The 17349-nt window shown below is 63.1% G+C and carries 10 protein-coding genes and 3 pseudogenes; 8 read left to right on the top strand and 5 right to left on the bottom strand.

Annotated features, from left to right (window positions below):
* The first annotated feature begins 90 nt into the window (after positions 1 to 90).
* The 3 genes from NV1_RS45955 to adhE all read left to right on the top strand — a co-directional run bounded on the left by NV1_RS45955 (position 91) and on the right by adhE (position 5828).
* Positions 91 to 2427, top strand: coding sequence for a DUF4185 domain-containing protein (locus NV1_RS45955; protein WP_245713948.1), 2337 nt, complete (start codon positions 91 to 93; stop codon positions 2425 to 2427).
* Between the two features lie 156 nt (positions 2428 to 2583).
* The gene (locus NV1_RS43855) at positions 2584 to 2847 is read left to right on the top strand and encodes a hypothetical protein (RefSeq protein ID WP_157117395.1); all 264 of its coding nucleotides are present in this window, start codon (positions 2584 to 2586) and stop codon (positions 2845 to 2847) included.
* 320 nt (positions 2848 to 3167) lie between these two features.
* On the top strand, positions 3168 to 5828 hold the full coding sequence (gene adhE / locus NV1_RS27100) for a bifunctional acetaldehyde-CoA/alcohol dehydrogenase (RefSeq protein ID WP_067897270.1): 2661 nt from the start codon (positions 3168 to 3170) through the stop codon (positions 5826 to 5828).
* A 50-nt stretch (positions 5829 to 5878) separates the two neighbouring features.
* Here adhE and NV1_RS27095 read toward each other — a convergent pair whose 3' ends face one another.
* Positions 5879 to 6157, bottom strand: coding sequence for a hypothetical protein (locus NV1_RS27095; protein WP_157117394.1), 279 nt, complete (start codon positions 6155 to 6157; stop codon positions 5879 to 5881).
* A gap of 416 nt (positions 6158 to 6573) precedes the next feature.
* Between NV1_RS27095 and NV1_RS27090 the strand changes: the two genes are divergently transcribed.
* The 3 genes from NV1_RS27090 (at position 6574) to NV1_RS27080 (ending at position 10133) form a co-directional block, all read left to right on the top strand.
* On the top strand, positions 6574 to 6897 hold the full coding sequence (locus NV1_RS27090; protein ID WP_067897264.1) for a hypothetical protein: 324 nt from the start codon (positions 6574 to 6576) through the stop codon (positions 6895 to 6897).
* A gap of 92 nt (positions 6898 to 6989) precedes the next feature.
* Positions 6990 to 8588 (top strand): asparagine synthase-related protein, encoded by a 1599-nt coding sequence (locus tag NV1_RS42465; RefSeq protein ID WP_084525814.1) that lies wholly within the window; start codon positions 6990 to 6992, stop codon positions 8586 to 8588.
* Positions 8589 to 8678: 90 nt separating this feature from the next.
* Positions 8679 to 10133, top strand: coding sequence for a glycoside hydrolase family 27 protein (locus NV1_RS27080; protein WP_157117393.1), 1455 nt, complete (start codon positions 8679 to 8681; stop codon positions 10131 to 10133).
* 419 nt (positions 10134 to 10552) lie between these two features.
* Here the strand turns inward: NV1_RS27080 and NV1_RS27075 are convergent, their stop codons facing one another.
* Positions 10553 to 12181, bottom strand: coding sequence for an AMP-binding protein (locus tag NV1_RS27075; protein WP_067897252.1), 1629 nt, complete (start codon positions 12179 to 12181; stop codon positions 10553 to 10555).
* A gap of 561 nt (positions 12182 to 12742) precedes the next feature.
* Positions 12743 to 13960, bottom strand: a pseudogene (locus NV1_RS46460) (CocE/NonD family hydrolase C-terminal non-catalytic domain-containing protein); the annotation flags it as partial.
* 73 nt (positions 13961 to 14033) lie between these two features.
* On the opposite strand from NV1_RS46460, the pseudogene NV1_RS46925 reads away from it, so the two are divergent.
* A pseudogene (locus NV1_RS46925) lies at positions 14034 to 14684 on the top strand (MFS transporter); the annotation flags it as partial.
* Positions 14685 to 14707: 23 nt separating this feature from the next.
* Positions 14708 to 15352, top strand: a pseudogene (locus tag NV1_RS27060) (integrase core domain-containing protein); the annotation flags it as partial.
* 447 nt (positions 15353 to 15799) lie between these two features.
* Here NV1_RS27060 and NV1_RS27055 read toward each other — a convergent pair.
* Positions 15800 to 16696 carry an NHL repeat-containing protein gene (locus NV1_RS27055; RefSeq protein ID WP_067897246.1) on the bottom strand — a complete coding sequence of 299 codons (897 nt, stop codon included), beginning with the start codon at positions 16694 to 16696 and terminating at the stop codon, positions 15800 to 15802.
* Positions 16697 to 17010: 314 nt separating this feature from the next.
* On the bottom strand, positions 17011 to 17349 hold a 339-nt coding region (locus NV1_RS27050; RefSeq protein WP_218027217.1), incomplete at its 5' end, for a hypothetical protein.

The raw sequence follows: 17349 nt of genomic DNA, 5'->3' as shown, positions 1-17349 counted from the left end.
GCCATCATCCGGGAAGGGAAGGCGAGAGGCGTATCGCCTCGGGGTATCGTGATCGCTCTGGCGACTGCGTTGGTGGAATCCAACTTGGTGATGTATGCGAATCGGAACGATCCCGAATCGCTGAATTACCCGCATGAAAGACTGAGCACCGATGCGGACAGTTCCGGTTTGTTCCAGCAGCGTCCGCCCTGGTGGGGTACTGCGGCGGACCGGATGGATCCAGCGCGCAGCGCGGGATTGTTCTACGAAGCGTTGCAGAGGTTGAATTACAACGATCTTGCGAATTCCCCCGGGCGGTATGCCCAGCAAGTGCAGCAATCCGCCTATCCGGGCAGGTACGACCAGCGGATGAGCGAGGCACAGGCAATCTACGACAGGTTGGCGGAGGCTACCACGCCCGACGGCGGGAAGGCCACAGGAGCCGAACGAGCCGCTGCGGACAAGCCGGACTACACCGAGATCGAACGTATGGGGGCTTCCCGGGATGTTCGTTCTTCTCCCCCGACGAACTTTTTGTTGCATACCGAAGAAGGCGATGCCTCGGCGGAGAGCTTGGCGGCGTATCTCAACAATCCTGACAATGGGGTGTCGTATCACTACACCCTGCGCGATGAAGTGCTGGTGGATGTGGTGGACACCGACTACGCGTCGTGGTCGGTGTTGGCGGCCAATGCTTTCAGCCTCAATTTGTGTTTCGCAGGCACACGGGCGGCGTGGCCTCGTGACCAGTGGATGCGGCGCGAGCGCGATATCGAGATCGCGGCGTATATCGCGGTCCAGGACTGCCGCAAATACGGCATCCCGGTTGAGGTCATCAAACCCCCGTATCATCAAGCGCCGGGGATCTCCGACCATCGGTATGTGACCGAATGCCTGGGCATCGGCAACCACACCGACGTGGGCGACGGCTTCCCCTGGGATGTGTTCGAGGCCTCCGTCGACAAATGGGCAGGCAAGACATCCGCGGCCGACGACCATCCCATCAGGCGCGAGGGCACTGCGGTTCCTGCTGCCGCACCCCCGGACCCGGATGCATATCCACTGCGGTGGGACGAGACCGTCCGTGAGTGCTGGGGCCCGCTGGATGGGCCGGATTGGTGCATCAGCAACCAGTGCGGCACCGAATCACAGGCAAGCAAAGACGGATTGGCGCGCTGGCAACAAGAATTGGGCCTTCCCGGCACCGGCGTCTACGACGGCGCCACCAAAGCTGCGGCCACCCGCATGCAGCAATTGCGGCATTGGCCCCCGCATCCGGAAATGGGTTACGGGCTGGTCTGGATGGGCGAATGGGATGCTGTCATCCGCGATGGCTGGCGCTTCCCCGAGCAGGCCCCCCTGCCCACACTCGCACCGCCTTCGCCATCGACCAGAACCATCGACCCAGGGCCGAAAGTCACACGGCCGAAGAAGATCAAAGATGTGACCGGCCCCGGTCACACCGACGGTTTCGGCATCGGCGGAACCGACCTCGGCGTGATGTGCCGGACCCCGTCCGGGCGCATCCTGGCGGTCTTCGGTGACACGTTCCGCGACCCGGGCGTCGGTGGCCCAGAATGGCGGTCACCGGTCGGGTTGTTCAGCGACACCACCGCACTCGACGACGGTATCGAATGGAGCGAGGCCTGCGGGGACGACCCGAAATACGCGGGCCAACTGATCGACTACTCCCACGACAACGGGGAATTCACCACCATCCTGCCGTCGGACGTCATCACCGTCGGCGACAAAATCTACCTGCACGTCATGGTGAACAACGGTCTACAGCACGTGATTCGCACCGAATTGTGGCGCTCCGACGACGACGGCAGACATTGGACGAACACTGGTGTGCGCTTCCCCGCCGACCTGCACCACAATCTCGCACAACTGATCACCTGGGACCTGCACCCCAACGGCTGGGTATACATCATGTCCACCAGCTTCACCCGCAACGACCCGCTCATCCTGCGCCGTGTACCGCACGACCAGATCGAAAACCCAGACGCCTACCAAGGCTGGGGCTGGGCCGATGGCGGCTGGAACTGGGCCAGCCCACCCACACCGGTCCTCGAAGACGTCACCTCTGGTGCGAAATTCGGGGAAACGAGCTTGCGCTACATCCAGGGACAATGGTTCCTGGTGAACTTCGACGCGAGCACCAGCGACGGTTCCGGCATCGACGTACGCGTCTTCGCCGACATCACCGAAAACCTCTACCAGACCCGCAAGACCACACCCATTCGAGGAACGGCCTGGGGAATGGAAGGCGACGATGCCGTCGCCCAACTCTACGGACCCAGCATCATCCCCGGATCGACACCCGACGGCGGATTCCACATCCTGCTCAGCCAATGGAACACGGCCGCCGCCAACGGATGGCCGTACAGGGTAATGCAATTCAAAATCCCCGTCGACCCTGCCATCCCGCCGGACGATCTGCCCTGACGAATACTCAGTCGGGCCAGGAGTTGAAGGAGCTGTGCAGATCGACGGCCAGACCCGACGCGCCCGGGCAACGGTTACCCGGCATTCGATAAGGAGATTCTTCCTCTGTACTCGGATCGAAGCGCCTACCACTCACCGGAAGAAAGGGGTATAAAAATGAATGATGTCGAAAGCACGAATGGCACCTGGTATAGGTGCACTGTAAAAGCTGCTGGTCCAATAGAAGACGGCTCGGTATACATCGGCCTGGAAGGTCCACCCGATCACCATTTCAACCACTTTTTCTGCCCTGTCGAGGAAGCAAACGAACCAATGCTGCTGGTTGCGCTCGGTGCGATGATATCGGGTAAACAAGTCGATGCTGTTCTAGAATCCGAGGAGGCGGAAAGCGCCATCTACCGACTTTACCTGGTGGGCTGACGGCGACCGGATACACAGGCGCTCAGCACCACCACATCGGCAGATGCCTCGATCCAACCCTGACAGCCCCTGCGGCATCCACCCGCAGGGGCTGTCGTATGCGCGGGAGAGTGTCGACTCGTGTGCTGAGGACTCACTTGCCGAATGCCAGCAGGGTTCGGGATGACCAGCAGCGACTGTGCTCACCGCTGCATCTGAGGGCCGAGCAGGACCGATGGCAGGGTACAAAGACCCCGGTCAACGCCGGACTGCGCGAGTACCGTCACTGGTGAGCGCCTTCGAAGCCGAAAAGCAACGAATCCCCGATTCGAGAAGCTCTGATGACCGACATCCGGATCGGTCCCGAAGCCCGGGACGTAGATCGCAGCGTTGACGCAGTCACTGCCGATACTGGTGCGGCCGATCGCGGCCCGACCCGGTTCGCCGAGGTCGACGCGATAGTAGACAGTGCGAGGACCGCGGCGAAGGCGTTTCGCGAACTCGATCAGCAGCAGGTCGACGCGATCGTCGAGGCGATGGTTCGCGCTGGGATCAGGGCGGCGGCCGAATTGGCGCGGGTGGCTATCGAGGAGACCGGTTTCGGGGTGTTCGAGGACAAGGTCGTCAAGAACTACGTCGCCACCGAGTTCCTCTACGACTATCTGCGCGGCAAGAAGTCCGTGGGCGTCATCGAGGAGGACGTCGAGCGCAGCATCGTTCGCATCGCCGATCCGATCGGAGTGGTGTTGGCCATCACCCCGGTCACCAATCCGACATCGACCGTGCTGTACAAGGCGATCGTCGCGGCCAAGACACGTAACGCGATCCTCTTCCGGCCGTCGCCGGTCGCCGCGCGGTCGTGTGAACGCACTGTTGAGATCCTCCAGCGAGCGGGGGATTCGGCCGGTTTACCGACGGGCGCGTTGCAGGTGATTCCCGACGCCGCCCACGAGGTGACCCACTATCTGTTCAAGCATCCGGGGGTCGATTTCATCTGGGTGACCGGTGGCCGGAAGATCGTCGCCCTTGCCAACGCGGCCGGAAAGCCCTCCCTGAGTGTCGGTCCGGGCAATGCGCCCATCTACCTGCATCGGACGGCCGACATCAAGGCCGCCGTCGTCGACATCTTGATCTCGAAGACTTTCGACGCATCGGTGATCTGCCCCGCCGAGCAGACCTGCATTGTCGACGACGCGATCTACGACGCCACTGTCGCCGAATTCGAGCGGATGGGCGCATACCTGCTCACCGAGGAGCAATCCGATACCCTCGCGGAATTCGCGTTCGGCTGCGGCGACACGGCCAACCTCGAGGCTCTCGGCCGTCAGGCACCCGACCTGGCCGCCCGGGCTGGATTCCGCGTAGACCCGTCGGTCAAGATTCTCCTTGCGCCGCTGCCGGCCGAGCTCGACCAGCTCGACACACATCCGCTGGTACGCGAGAAGCTGATGCCGGTTCTCGGGCTCGTGCGCGCCCGCGACGTCCAGCACGCTATTGATGTCGCGGTCCTGGTCACTGAGCACGGTGGCCTCGGGCACACCTCCGCGATCTACGCCAACGACAAGGCCGTTGTCGATGCCTACAGCCTGGCCGTGCGCACCGGGCGGATCTTGGTAAACGCGCCCACGGCGGTCGGGGCCCTCGGCGGGATCTACAACAACCTCACCCCGACCTTCTCCCTGGGTTGTGGTACTTGGGGCGGTTCGAGCACCACCGAGAATGTCAACTACCAACAGTTGCTCAACATCAAGACGGTATCGCATCGGCGAAGTCCGCCTCAGTGGTTCCGGGTCCCGTCGAACACGTTCTTCAATGCGGGCGCGCTCGAGAACCTGCGGGATATCGACTGCGACAGTGTCGTCGTCATTACCGACGCGCCGAGCGAACAACGCGGCTTGGTGGACGAATTCCGCGACAAACTGCGCGCCCGGCACATCAAGATCTTCAGCGAGGTCGAGCCGGAGCCGGGCGAGGCCACCGTCCGGCGCGGCGTCGACTTGCTCGAGGCATGTAAGCCCGATGTACTCATCGCCGCGGGCGGTGGATCGGTGATCGACGCGGCCAAGGCGATCCGCCTGTTCTACGAGCATCCCGAGAAGGGGCTGTCCGAACTCACTCTGCCCTTCCTCGATCCGCGCAAGCGCATGGCCGACTATCCCCAGGATCCGCACACGGTGCGGTTGGTGGCGGTGCCGACCACCGCGGGCACCGGATCGGAGGTCTCCCCCGCGGCGGTACTGACCTTGGAAAACCGCAAGGAGACACTTGTCGACTATTCCCTGGTGCCCGATATGGCGATCGTGGACCCGCTGCTCACCGTCTCGATGCCGCGGACTCTTACCGCTGACACGGGCATCGACGCCCTCACCCACGCCCTCGAGGCCCTGACCTCGATCTTCGCCTCGCCCTACACCGATGCCTTCTGTGTGCAGGCAGCGCGGCTGATCTTCGAGGCGCTTCCCCGAGTCTGCGACGACCCCCGGAATCTGCTCGCCCGCACCGATATGGCCAACGCCGCCACGCTGGCCGGCCTGGCGTTCTCCAATGCCTTCGTCGGCACCAATCATGCTCTCGCCCACGCTGTCGGCGCCCGGTTCGGCATCGCCCACGGCCGGGTGAACGGCGTCTTCCTGCCGCACACCCTGCACTACAACGCCGGCCTGCCGACGAAGTTCATGCCCGCTCCCGGCTACTCGGCCTATGTTGCCCCCGAGAAGTACGCCGAACTCGGGCGGATCGTTTTCGGCGGGCACGATCCGGGAGAAAGCCGCCGGCGGCTCTTCCGGGGGGTGCAAGAGCTCCTCGACCGGCTCGAGATGCCGCGCACACTCCAGGAGACCGGTATCGCCGAGGACGAATTCCTCTCGGCCCTACCGGAATTGGCGATGACCGCATTCCAGGACCTGAGCAATCGCACCAATCCGCGGATGCCGCTGATCAGTGAGATCACCACCCTGCTTCGACTCGGTTACTACGGTGACGGTGACCATGCCGGCCGATAGTGCCGCGATCAGCGGCGATGATCCCGAAAACAACAGCCCGGCAACATCATTCACCTCACCCACTGCGGCATACTGCCGTCGCTCAGGGCCGCACGCGCCACCGGAAGTGCACCAGAGCCGAAGAAAATATCCACAGTCCCAACACCGGTGCCGTCGTCGTTCGAGCTGGGGAGCAGGTCGGTAAAGACCTCCCAGGTCAGCGGTGGGTCCGGAGCATGAACAACCAAAACTGCCACGGCCGCGCCGAACATTTCCTCATCGACGCCGCCACGAATACGGGCCGGATATCGAAATGGATATTGTTCACCACAAGGAGACAGCCTGCTCACGGAGGCCCTCAGCCCTACGGATGAACGCCCGACAGGCTTCTTACTTCCCAAGATGCGTTTCGAACCGCAGACACTGCTGTGAGTGCTGCGGATGTCAGCGCCGGATCGCAAGGCCTCGTCTTATAGATTACGAGTGAGTGCAAGTGTCGAGTTCCAGCAGTTCGGTTCCAACGAATCAGAAAGGTGAATCGCGTAACCTCCCAGCATCAGTTCGGCGCCCGATGGCATCATCGGGCCGACCAACAGGACCTGTATCAGCGAGGTTCCGTCAAAAGTACGCAGCGACGGTCGATCGTTCTTGCGGATGAGGACTGCAGATTCCTTCTGAGGGCTACTTGAGGTGCACCGGCACGCGAGTCAGCATTGAAGATGTAGATACCGACAAGAGGGGACCAGAACTCAGAGAGGAATTTGCCATGATCAACTTGACGCACGCCGGGCAAACTATCAAACAAGAGTCTGCCATTCCCCAGGGTGATGAGCTGTTTACCGAGCCGGCCTGCTACGACCCCCCCGAGGATGGGAACAAAAAGGTAAAAAAGCGCAGCTCGGGTGAGGATGCGCAAAATAGAAGCAAGGACGAGCCGCACCGGAAGTACAGCTCAGGTGAGGATGTGCAAAATAGAAGCACGGACGAGCCGCACCGGAAGTACAACTCGGGTGAGGATGCGCAGAATAGAAGCACGGACGCTCCGAAAAAAGGCACCGCGGGGCAAGATGCGCAGAACCGCCGTTGGTGATGCGAGAGTTGACGCAGGCGATCCGCCAGTAGCGACAATGCATTGATCAGTTCTACCGGATACAGTTGGCATTGGAGGGAACGGAGCAGCCTATGTTCAGCTTTCGGCTCCGAGCCGATGACGCCGATCTCGAATGGCGGCAGACGCCGACCGGGTTCGCACGCGGCTCGAGCTACATAGCACCCCTGCGACACCCAGCACTCGAGGAAATCAGCTTCGTCGAAGGCAAGCGAGCGGTGATTTGCGTACGTGAAAAACCCGCTGGTACACCGGCACCGAATATGCCCGTGCTGCGCGCTGACGCCGTGATTGATCAGGTAGCTGAAACGTTGCGTTCCTGGCCCCTCCAATGGCACATGCTCCTCGCCAACGGTGCGACGGTGGAACTCGAGGCGGGACATTGGGGCACTGCTCCAATCTTTTTGGTGGCAAACAGAGAAGTATTGTATGGCGACTGGGACGCACACAACCTACTCCCTCTCGTACGGAAAAACACACTGAATCCCGGACGCGCTGCGCGTTGGCTGATGTATTACGAAACACCATATTCGACACATACCCTTTTCGACGATCTCCAAATGTTGCCGGAACGTTGGAAAGCGCGCTGGAACAGTAGCCGAGATGGCCTGTCAGATATCGTCTTCGAAGCGCCGGCATCCTGGCCACGCCCCTATGCTGGAACACTACGTGACGGCACGAACCCGATAAAAGCGCTGGGCGACATCATCGACGCCTCCCTCCGACGATGGGCATTCGCAGATGACGATGGCTTCGCGTGCGAAGTAAGCGGAGGGTTGGATTCGTGCATGGTCACAGCCGTCGCGAATCAGCAAAGCGCCATGCCACGCCGCAGCTACGGCCTGACGGTTCTCGGATCGCCGCAGGCCCAGCGCGATCAGCGCGAGCGCCGGACCGAGATTGTCGAACGCTTCAATCTGCGTGACACAGCAATCGATATGGCCCAGTTTCTACCGCTCGCACCGGAAAGTGGCCGGCTCAATGGACGGTTACCGACAATGCCATGGGAAGAAGGATATTACGAGGCCATGGACGAGTTGCTCGAACGTGCGCGCGCGGACGGAACACGAGTACTTGCGACCGGATTTGGTGGAGATGAACTATTCGGCCTGCGGCCCTCGGAACGCCGCTCAGTGACCGGCCGGTCGACGTTCGATACCGACAACGCCGATACCCGCTTCGGGCCGGATTTCCTCACCTCTATGTCCAAAGACGCGGTACGGGCAGAACAAATGCCGCGTTCCTCCAGCTCGGAATCGGCAGTGGAAGCAGCAGCCTTCAGTGCGGCTCGGTACCTACGCCACGGGATCTGGCCCATCCACCCTCTGTGTACACCGGAACTCGTTCACTACTGTGCGCGTCTGCCGGTGCCGTGGCGACGCGACCGACACATTGAGCGGGCCTACCTCTCGCGCCGAGGTTTGACTCCGAGGGTCACCCATCCGAACTTTCGCGACGATTTCTCTCCCTCGATGGAGCGAAGCATGAGGACAATCGCGCGTCCTGTGCTCGACCGTCTCTTCCGCACACCAGCCCTCGCCGATCTAGGCATAGTGGACGGGACTCGGCTCCGGCATGAGTACTCGGAATGGTGCGGCAACGGCATCACCGCAAGCGCCACCGTTTTCTATGCAACGGCAATTCTGGAATTGGCCTTACAGAAGAGCCGTTAACTGGCTCAGGCAGCCCGGAATCCCACGCTCGCGTCGGCGAAGAAGCCTGACCGATCCTTCCCATCAGCGAGACGCTGTAACCATGGCGTCGTGCTCCGAACTACCACGGTGAAGATCGCCGCCGCCCGACGTCGCGGCGTGATGCGTATTCGTCATTGGATCGTGGCGGTCTGCGCGACGACCGCGGTGCTCGGCGTGGCTCCGGTACAGACCGCGACCGCCGAACCCGTGAGCTCGGGTCCGCCGATGGGATGGAACTCGTGGAACTCCGGAATCCCGTTGACCGAGGTCGATATCCGAGCCACGATCGACGCCCTGGTGAGCTCGGGAATGCGGGAGGCGGGCTACCGCTATGTGAACCTCGACGCCGGATGGGCGGCAGCCGCACGCGATGCGGCCGGGAACCTGGTGGCCGACCCGCAGAGATTCCCCAGCGGAATCGCCGCGCTGGCGCACTACGCGCACGATCGGGGGATGTTGCTGGGGCTGTACTCCAGCCCGTACAACGAAACCTGCGGCCAATCACTGCAGAACGCGAGCGCCGGGCACGAGAGGCAGGACGCACGGACATTCGCCGCCTGGGGCGTGGACTTCCTGAAATACGACTGGTGCCGCAACGACGACGACCTGACCGCTCAGGTACGCGTGTTCACCGCGATGCGAGAGGCGTTGCGCGCCACCGGCCGCCACATCGTCTACAGCATCAACCCGAACAGTTCCGCCGGACTGCATGCCGCGCAGGACTACGACTGGTCCCGTATCGCGGACCTGACCCGCAATGCCCACGATCTGTACCCGTTCTGGCACAACGGAACTCCAGTCGTTTCGGTGAACGACTTCTCGTCCGAACAGTTCTTGGGCATCACCGATCAGCTGGCCGCCGCGACTCCCGTCGCCGCGCGCAGCCGTCCCGGCTACTGGAACGATCCCGACATGCTGGTCGTCGGCACCCAGTTGGCCGAATTCCTCGGCATGCACCCGGGCACGGTGCCCAGCGCGGTACTGAAGGCGCTGCCGCTGACTCTGCAACAACGGATCTCCGCCCGCGCAACCGTCAAGCAGGCCACATCGCTACTGACGCTCACCCCGGAACAGATTGCGGCCCTGCGCGATCCGCAGTACAGCCTGACAACCGAGGAACAGCGCACGCATTTCTCGCTGTGGGCCATGCTGGCCGCGCCCCTGATCGCGGGCAACGACGTGCGTGCCATGACCGAGCAGACCCGGACGATACTCACCAACCGTGAAGTCATCGCCGTCGACCAGGACCCGGCATCGGTACAGGGAACCTTCCTGCCCAGCGACGACCATGTCATGATCAAACCACTCTCCGACGGCTCGATGGCGGTCGCCCTGTACAACCCGGACGACAACCCCGCCGACATCAGTACCACGGCCACCGCGGCCGGATTGCCCGGCGCACAGTGCTATACGGTGCGCGACTTGTGGGCCCACACATCAACGACGACAACCCGCGCTGTCAGCCGGGTCGGCGTAGCGCCCCACGGCCTCGTGCTCCTGCGCCTGACTCCCAGGTGCGGTTGAGCCCGGATGAGTAATTCCCGGGGTCGGCTGCCGGTGCGGCGAGTGCCGGGAATGTGTCGTCTCAGCACGGGCCCGACCGGGTGGAGTCGCGGGTCCTTCACGCGAGCGAGTGCGGCGCGTTACGGCTCTGCTGCCGCCGCCTCGGTGCTCTTCTGGTCGACAACCTCACGGTAGGTGAGTTGCCGTACCGGTCGCCAACCGGTTTCCGGACACCTGCGACATCGATTCCGGCGAACGATTCAGCGGCGTTGAGCCGTATGAAAAGTGGTGCCAGACCGGTGCACGGCACTGCCGCCGCCACGGCGGCGGGAAGTTCTGGTTGGCCGGGCAGAAGATGGATCGGCGTGCCTGCGGCAGCCGCGTTGTAGACGACCGTCCGCATCACGCCCGCTCAGGGCGACTCCGATCGGCAGTCCACCTCACGACCGTTCCCCGGTCAACCCGAGGGCGCGGGCAGACCGCTCCCTCATCACGATCTTCCGAATCTTGCCGGTGACCGTCATCGGGAACTCGTCGACGACCATCACGTAGCGGGGGATCTTGTAGTGCGCCAGCTTGCCGGTCGCGAACGAGCGCACCGCCTCAGCGTCCAACGGATGCGCACCGGTGCGCATCTTGATCCAGGCGCAGAGCTCCTCGCCGTACTTCTTGTCGGGTACGCCGATCACCTGGACATCCTCGATGTCAGGGTGGGTGTACAGGAACTCCTCGATCTCCCGCGGATAGACGTTCTCTCCTCCGCGGATCACCATGTCCTTGATCCGGCCCACGATGTTGCAGTAGCCGTCCTCACGCATCACGGCCAGATCGCCGGTATACATCCAGCCGTCGGCATCGATCGCCTCCGCGGTCTTCTCTGGCTCGTCCCAGTAGCCGAGCATCACCGAGTAACCCCGGGTGCAGAACTCCCCGGCTTGTCCGCGCTCAGCGATCTCCCCGGTCAGAGTATCGATGATCTTGATCTCCAGGTGGGGGTGCACCCGCCCGATGGTGGCGGTACGCCGGTCCAGGTCGTCATCGGCCCGGGTCTGCGTCGAGACCGGCGAAGTCTCGGTCATCCCGTAAGCGATCGACACCTCGGTCATGTGCATATCGCTGATGCAGCGCTTCATCACCTCGACCGGACACGGCGCCCCCGCCATGATCCCCGTGCGCAAAGACGTCAGGTCGTACGACGCGAAGTCCGGGTGGTTCTGCATCGCGATGAACATCGTCGGCACGCCGTAAACGCCCGTGCAACGCTCGTTCTGGATGGTCTCCAGGCTGATCGCCGGGTCGAAACCCGGTGACGGGATCACCATGGTCGCCCCGTGGCTGGTGCAGCCGAGGTTGCCCATCACCATGCCGAAGCAATGGTAGAACGACACCGGAATACAGAGCCGGTCTTCCTCGGTGAAATTGATCAGCTCGGTGGTCGAGTACCCGTTGTTGAGAATGTTGTGATGGCTCAACGTCGCACCCTTGGGATTCCCGGTGGTGCCGGAGGTGTACTGAATGTTGATGGGGTCCAACGGGTCCAAGGCCGCCATCTTCTCGGCAACGGTGTCTCGCGGGAGGGAATCGCCGTGCGCGAGTAGGTCGGTCCAGTCATCGGTGTCGAGGTAGACGACCCGCTTCAGAGTCGGGCAATTTTCACGGGTCTCCTCGATCATGCCGCGATAGTTGGAGGTCTTGAAGCTGGTGGCCGCTACGAGCAGGGACAATCCGCTGTGGTTGACCGCGAAGCTGAACTCGTTGGCGCGGTATGCGGGGTTCACGTTCACCAGAATCGCGCCGATCTTGGCGGTGGCGTACTGGGTGAGAGTCCACTCCGCACAGTTCGGCGACCAGATTCCGACCCGGTCGCCCTTGGTGATACCGGCCGCCACCAGTCCACGTGCGGTCCGGTTGACATCGGCGTCGAACTCGGCCCAGGTCCATCGCCGGCCACTCGCGACCTCTACCAGAGCCTCACGATCGGGATGCGCGGACACGGTGCGTTCCAGATTCGCGCCGATTGTCTCGTGCAGAAGATCGGGATACTCCTCGCCGCGTACGTATGACTCCAATGTTCACTATCTCCAGTTTCGGGCCGGGTCGTCCTGCACCCCGACTTTCGTTGCCTCGGTGCGTCATCGGCTCGAGCGCACGCCGATGGCCCTGGAACGCTATCAGCGCAGGCCGCTACGTCTGATGCGTTCCGATCACTGGCTGGTGAAAAAGGGCGAACACGAACTCGAGCGTCGCCCCCACTCAGCGGCCCCTCCGAGGCAGTCGGGGATGCGCGACCAGATAGGTATCAATCCGCGTACGACCTGTTTGCCTGCGTTCCGCAGAACAGAAAACCTGCTGTTCAACCGCATTCCGATACAGCGAACACGGCCGGAACCACGCGATGCATGTTCGTTGTCACGGTCCGCCCGGACCTACAGAACGTCGACAGGACGTCGTGGAACCACCGGCACCGACGGCGTCCCTCCGAAAGGCCGATCACGCCTTCGATCAGCCGTTGTCCCAGAGCAACGAATTCGTGCCACTGTCGAACTCGTTCTCCAGCAGAGAGTTCCAGTGCATCGTCCCGGGCAGTGACAGGGTGGACAGGCCGCCGTCACTCGGCCGAGGCGTCCTCCTCAGTCCGCGGTGCGAGTGGTAAAGGGCAGCACCAGCCGCGACCGGTGCGTGGTGTCGCGGTAGATCTTGTGCGTGACCGGGCGGCCGACCGGCAGGTGGAAAGCGTCCGGCGGTAGCAGCGCGTTGTGGTCGTCGGCCAGCGGCTCGTTGTTCGACAGTTCCACCACCAGCCGGTGCCCGGGCAGGAAGGTCGCCGCGAAGGGGTAGAGGCGCAGCACGTACTCCTCGATCTTCCCCGGCTCCACGGGCACGGCGCGGGTGTGCGGGTGGTAGGGGTTGCCCTCGGTGCTGCGTTCCTCGTCGAGCTCGCGGTGCGAGGCCTTGAGGTAGCCGGTGGTGATCAGCTGACGCTTGCCGCTGGGAGCGGTATCCCACAGGCGCAGAATGAAATTCGTGTCGGGCTGGTCGATCTCGGCGAACAGGTGCGCGGCCCCCTGACCGATCATCTCGGTGGGCTCCTCGAACGGCGCGGTGCTCTAGCTCAGCGTCTCCACCTTGTCGGTGACGGTGAGCGGCGCCTGATAGAAGCCGTCCGGCGCGGCGTATTCCGCGCCGAGCGGCTCGTGCTCGAAGGAGAGCTTGCGGCGGGTGCGCAGGTACAGCGAGCGGTACTCGACCTCCTCGGGCGGCCACTGGTCGCCGGTGGTGTGCTCGCGGGTCCCCTCCACGAAGACGTTCACCGGGGGCTCGTCCATGATTCCGTTGTCGATGCCCTTGATCCAGTAGTCGTACCAACGGAACATCTTGTCGTGTTCCTCGATGAACGGGCGCGACTGCATCGGCGGGTAGGGGCCGATGTCGAGCTTCTTGGGACCCTGGAGCGCGTTGAACAGCTCGATGGTGCCGTCCATGGTCCAACCCCGGCCCTGGTCGATCTGCAGGTACACCGGGATGTCGATGTTCGGGGCCAGCGTGATGGGATTGCGCTCCTCGTACCACTCGCCGTCGAGGTGGTTCATCACGATGTCGAACCAAACCTCATGGTGCTGCGGGTAATTCAGCACATGCACCAGGTTCGGCCAGGCGGCCACGTCCGGATCCCGCAGACGCTCGGCGACCAGCTTCTCGATCTCATCCGGCGAAAACGTCTCGAGCATGCGAGATTTCACGTTGTCGGTGAATGCCCAACCCGAGTCGCCACCACGGCCCTCGCGGGCGGCGCGCGGCATGAACCACATGACGCCGCCGTGATAGGTGGTCTCGTAGAAGTCGTGGTGCGGGCTGTACAGCTTCTTCATCGACGCGCCGGAATCGGTCACAGCGTTTTTGGGGCTGTTCTGCGCCGCTCATGTGGTCGGTGCTGTGACAACGGGGTTCACGGTGCTGTTGGTGACTCGCGTTGTCGCGGCGGTCGCGAATGCTGGGTTCTTGGCGGTCGTGCTGGCTGCGTTGCCGAGGTTGGTCGGCCCGGCGGGGATCGGGCGCGCGAGCGCGGTGGTGGTGTCCGGTGTGACGGTGGCCTGCATCGCCGGTGTTCCCGCGGGCACGGTGCTGGGGCAGGTGTGGGGGTGGCGTTCGGCGTTCTGGGCCGTTGCCGTCCTGAGCGCGGCAGTGCTGATTCCAGTGTGGATGATGCTCGGTCGTGGCATGTGCGAGGGCGATACGCCGGACGGGCAGGCACCGTCGATCCGGCGCGAGTGGTCCGTATTGCGGCAGCAGCGGGTCCTGATCGCCGTCGTGGCCGGGGTCTTGGTCAACGCGGCAACCTTCGCTGGATTCACCTATCTGGGCACCATCACGAACAACATCGCTGAGGGTGGTCGGTGGGTTCCGGTGGTGCTGGCCCTGTTCGGTGTCGGCTCGTTTCTCGGAGTGACGGTCACCGGTCGTTACAGCGATCGTCATCAGCGGCGGATCATCGTCGCCGGAACGGTCGTACTCGTCGGAGTCTGGCTGCTGGCCGCTGTGACCGCACACGCGCTGATCGGGGTGTTGGTCATGTCGGTGGTGGCGGGTGCGGTCGCGTTCAGCGGCGCCGGGACCGTCCGATCGCTCACGTCGCGACCGAGATGGGGATCTCGCGCCAGTGTGCAAGCAAGTGGGTCAACCGATTTCGCCGGTACGGGGAACTCGGTCTACACGATCGATCCTCGGTACCGCGTCGCCAGCCCACCGCGACCGCTACAGATGTCCTCGTGCGGATCGAGCAGGGCGGCGGGTGGCGCACCCACGGCAGGGGATCCGACCACGCCAAGGCCGTCGGCCGCACCAAAACCCGCGGCACCCGCACCGGATACGTATTCCTGCACACCGCGGTCGATGGCTACTCACGCCTGGCCTACACCGAAGCGTTGCCCGACGAGAAAGCCACCACCGCAATCGGTTTCGTATTCCGCGCGCGGGCGTTCTTCACCGCCCACGGAATCGACCGGATCGAAAGGATCATCACGGACAACGGGTCTTGTTACCGTACAAAAGATTTCGCGAAAGTGTTACTCGGTGCACGGCACCAGCGGATCACTCCCTACACCCCACGCCACAACGGCAAAGTCGAACGCTACAACCGGATCCTGGCCGAGGAATTCCTCTACGCCCGCGAATGGACAAGCGAAGCCGACCGCGCCGAGGCACTCGGGATCTGGAACATCCACTACAACTACCATAGGCCCACATCCAGGTGCCCTTCCCACGCAACTGGTGATCAGCTGATGGTGAAAGTGGTTGCGACGGTGCCGAAGTGCACGGACAACGGGCCCACACCCGCGAAGCCGTGCCGGTCGGTCCGACACCATTGCCACCCGAAACCGGACCCGAGTTCGGCGAAAGCGAAGCGAGAGTAGGCATCGAGCAGCCTCCGATGGTGACCTGAGATGAAAACGGCTCTGCTGCAAAGGCCCGACGATATCGGGACCCGTTGTCTCCGGTAATTCTCCATAGTCGGTGCATCGGCAAGAAAATCCGGCTCCGCTTTGGTTCGTTTTCTCTCAGCTCTCCTCGTGAAACGTCGCAGCCCTTGACCGACGTTCCCGACAGCGCAACGGGACTCATCGACCAAGGGCTGCTCACACGAACAACTATGGGCGCATCGACGATGCTCGGAGGTGGAAGGAAGCTAGTTACCCGCTCGAACCGCTCGGCAAGCACACCGAGCCGAAGCAGAGGCCGGATTGTTGCACAGCGATACCGGCCGGGTTGTTCAGGCCGGTGGCCAGGGTGGTGGGTGCGCCGCCGGTCGCGGGAAGCGATACGACCGTGCCGATGCTTTCGGTGATGTAGAGAGTGCTGTTCGACAGGGCGATGCCGACGGGGACGTTCAGCGTCGCGAGAGTGGCGGGTGCGCCGCCGATGGTCGGCACCGACACCACCGGACCGACGCTCTCGGTGATGTAGAGGGTCGTGCCGGACGTGGCGATGCCGTTCGGATTGACCAGTCCGGTGATTGCCAGTGGTGTGGGTGTGCCGCCGGTCACCGGCAGTGATACCACGACGCCGGCGGCCAGGTTCTCGGTGATGTAGAGGGTGTTGCCCGATACGGCGATGCCTTGCGGGTTGCTGAGGCCAGTGGCCAGGGTGGTGAGCGCGCCTCCGGTGGCGGGAATCGAGACTACGGTGCCGTTGCTTTCGGTGACGTAGAGCGTGTTACCTGACACGGCGATGCCGCTGGGTCCCACGAGTCCGGTGGCCACGGTTGTGGGTGTGCCGCCGCCCGCGGGCACGGATGCCACTGTGCCGTTGCCGAATTCCGTGACGTAAACGGTGTTGTTATTGGCCGCCACGCCATAGGGAGCTGTCAGCCCGGTGGCGATATTGGCGGGCGTGCCGCCCGAACTCGGTATCGAAACGACTGTGCCGTTCCCGTTTTGGGCGATGTACAGCGACCCGGCTCCCGCTCCCGATCCAGAACTCGATCCAGAACTCGATCCGATTGCGGCGGCAGGGTTCGCCGGAATCACTGCTGTCATGGCCGCCACGGCCAATGGCATGGCCAGCGCCACGGGTAACGACTTGCCCATCGCCCGCGCCGCAGCCGAAAGCCGAGGTATAAATCGGTCGTGGCAAGATTTCGAGAAAAACCCTCGCACGCTGAATTCCTCACTTTCCATGTCGTTGAAACCGCTTGTCGGGACAGTGTTCAGGACGGGTACTGGCGGTAACCGGCCACATGGGAGATATGTACAGATTGCTGCGGTACCCTCGCCGTGCCGGAAGAAGTTGGCGGAGGGAATGTCCGAATCGCTGCCATTCATGCATATGCGCTGCGGAAACCCCATCTTCGAGATGATTCACCGGCGAGCGCCGCCTCACTATATCCATGCCAGTCGGGCAGTCAATCATCGCGCCCGATCGGAAAATCTGTGTCGCGCAGGATCGACGACAGCAGCCACAACAGGGCGTCGAGTGCGGCTTCGAGAGCGCGCTCGTTGTAGGGCGACTTTCCGAATACAGCAACCAGCGCAGTCAGCACCATCGGCGCCGTGAGCACGATCAGCGGAAGCAAGACGAGATACGCGAGGTTCGGCACGGCTTCCCAAGGCGAGCCGGGCAGGTTGGACACGATGGGCTGGGCAACCCGGGATCGCTGGTCAGCTCCACAGCGGTCTCCGAGGCAGTTCTCTCCAGGCCCAGGTCGCACCGGTTCGGCGGCCGAAACCGAGCGGTCGCAAGT

It is taken from the genome of Nocardia vaccinii NBRC 15922 (assembly GCF_001613305.1).
Taxonomy (GTDB): domain Bacteria; phylum Actinomycetota; class Actinomycetes; order Mycobacteriales; family Mycobacteriaceae; genus Nocardia; species Nocardia vaccinii.
This window is presented reverse-complemented; position numbering and strand designations above follow the sequence as displayed.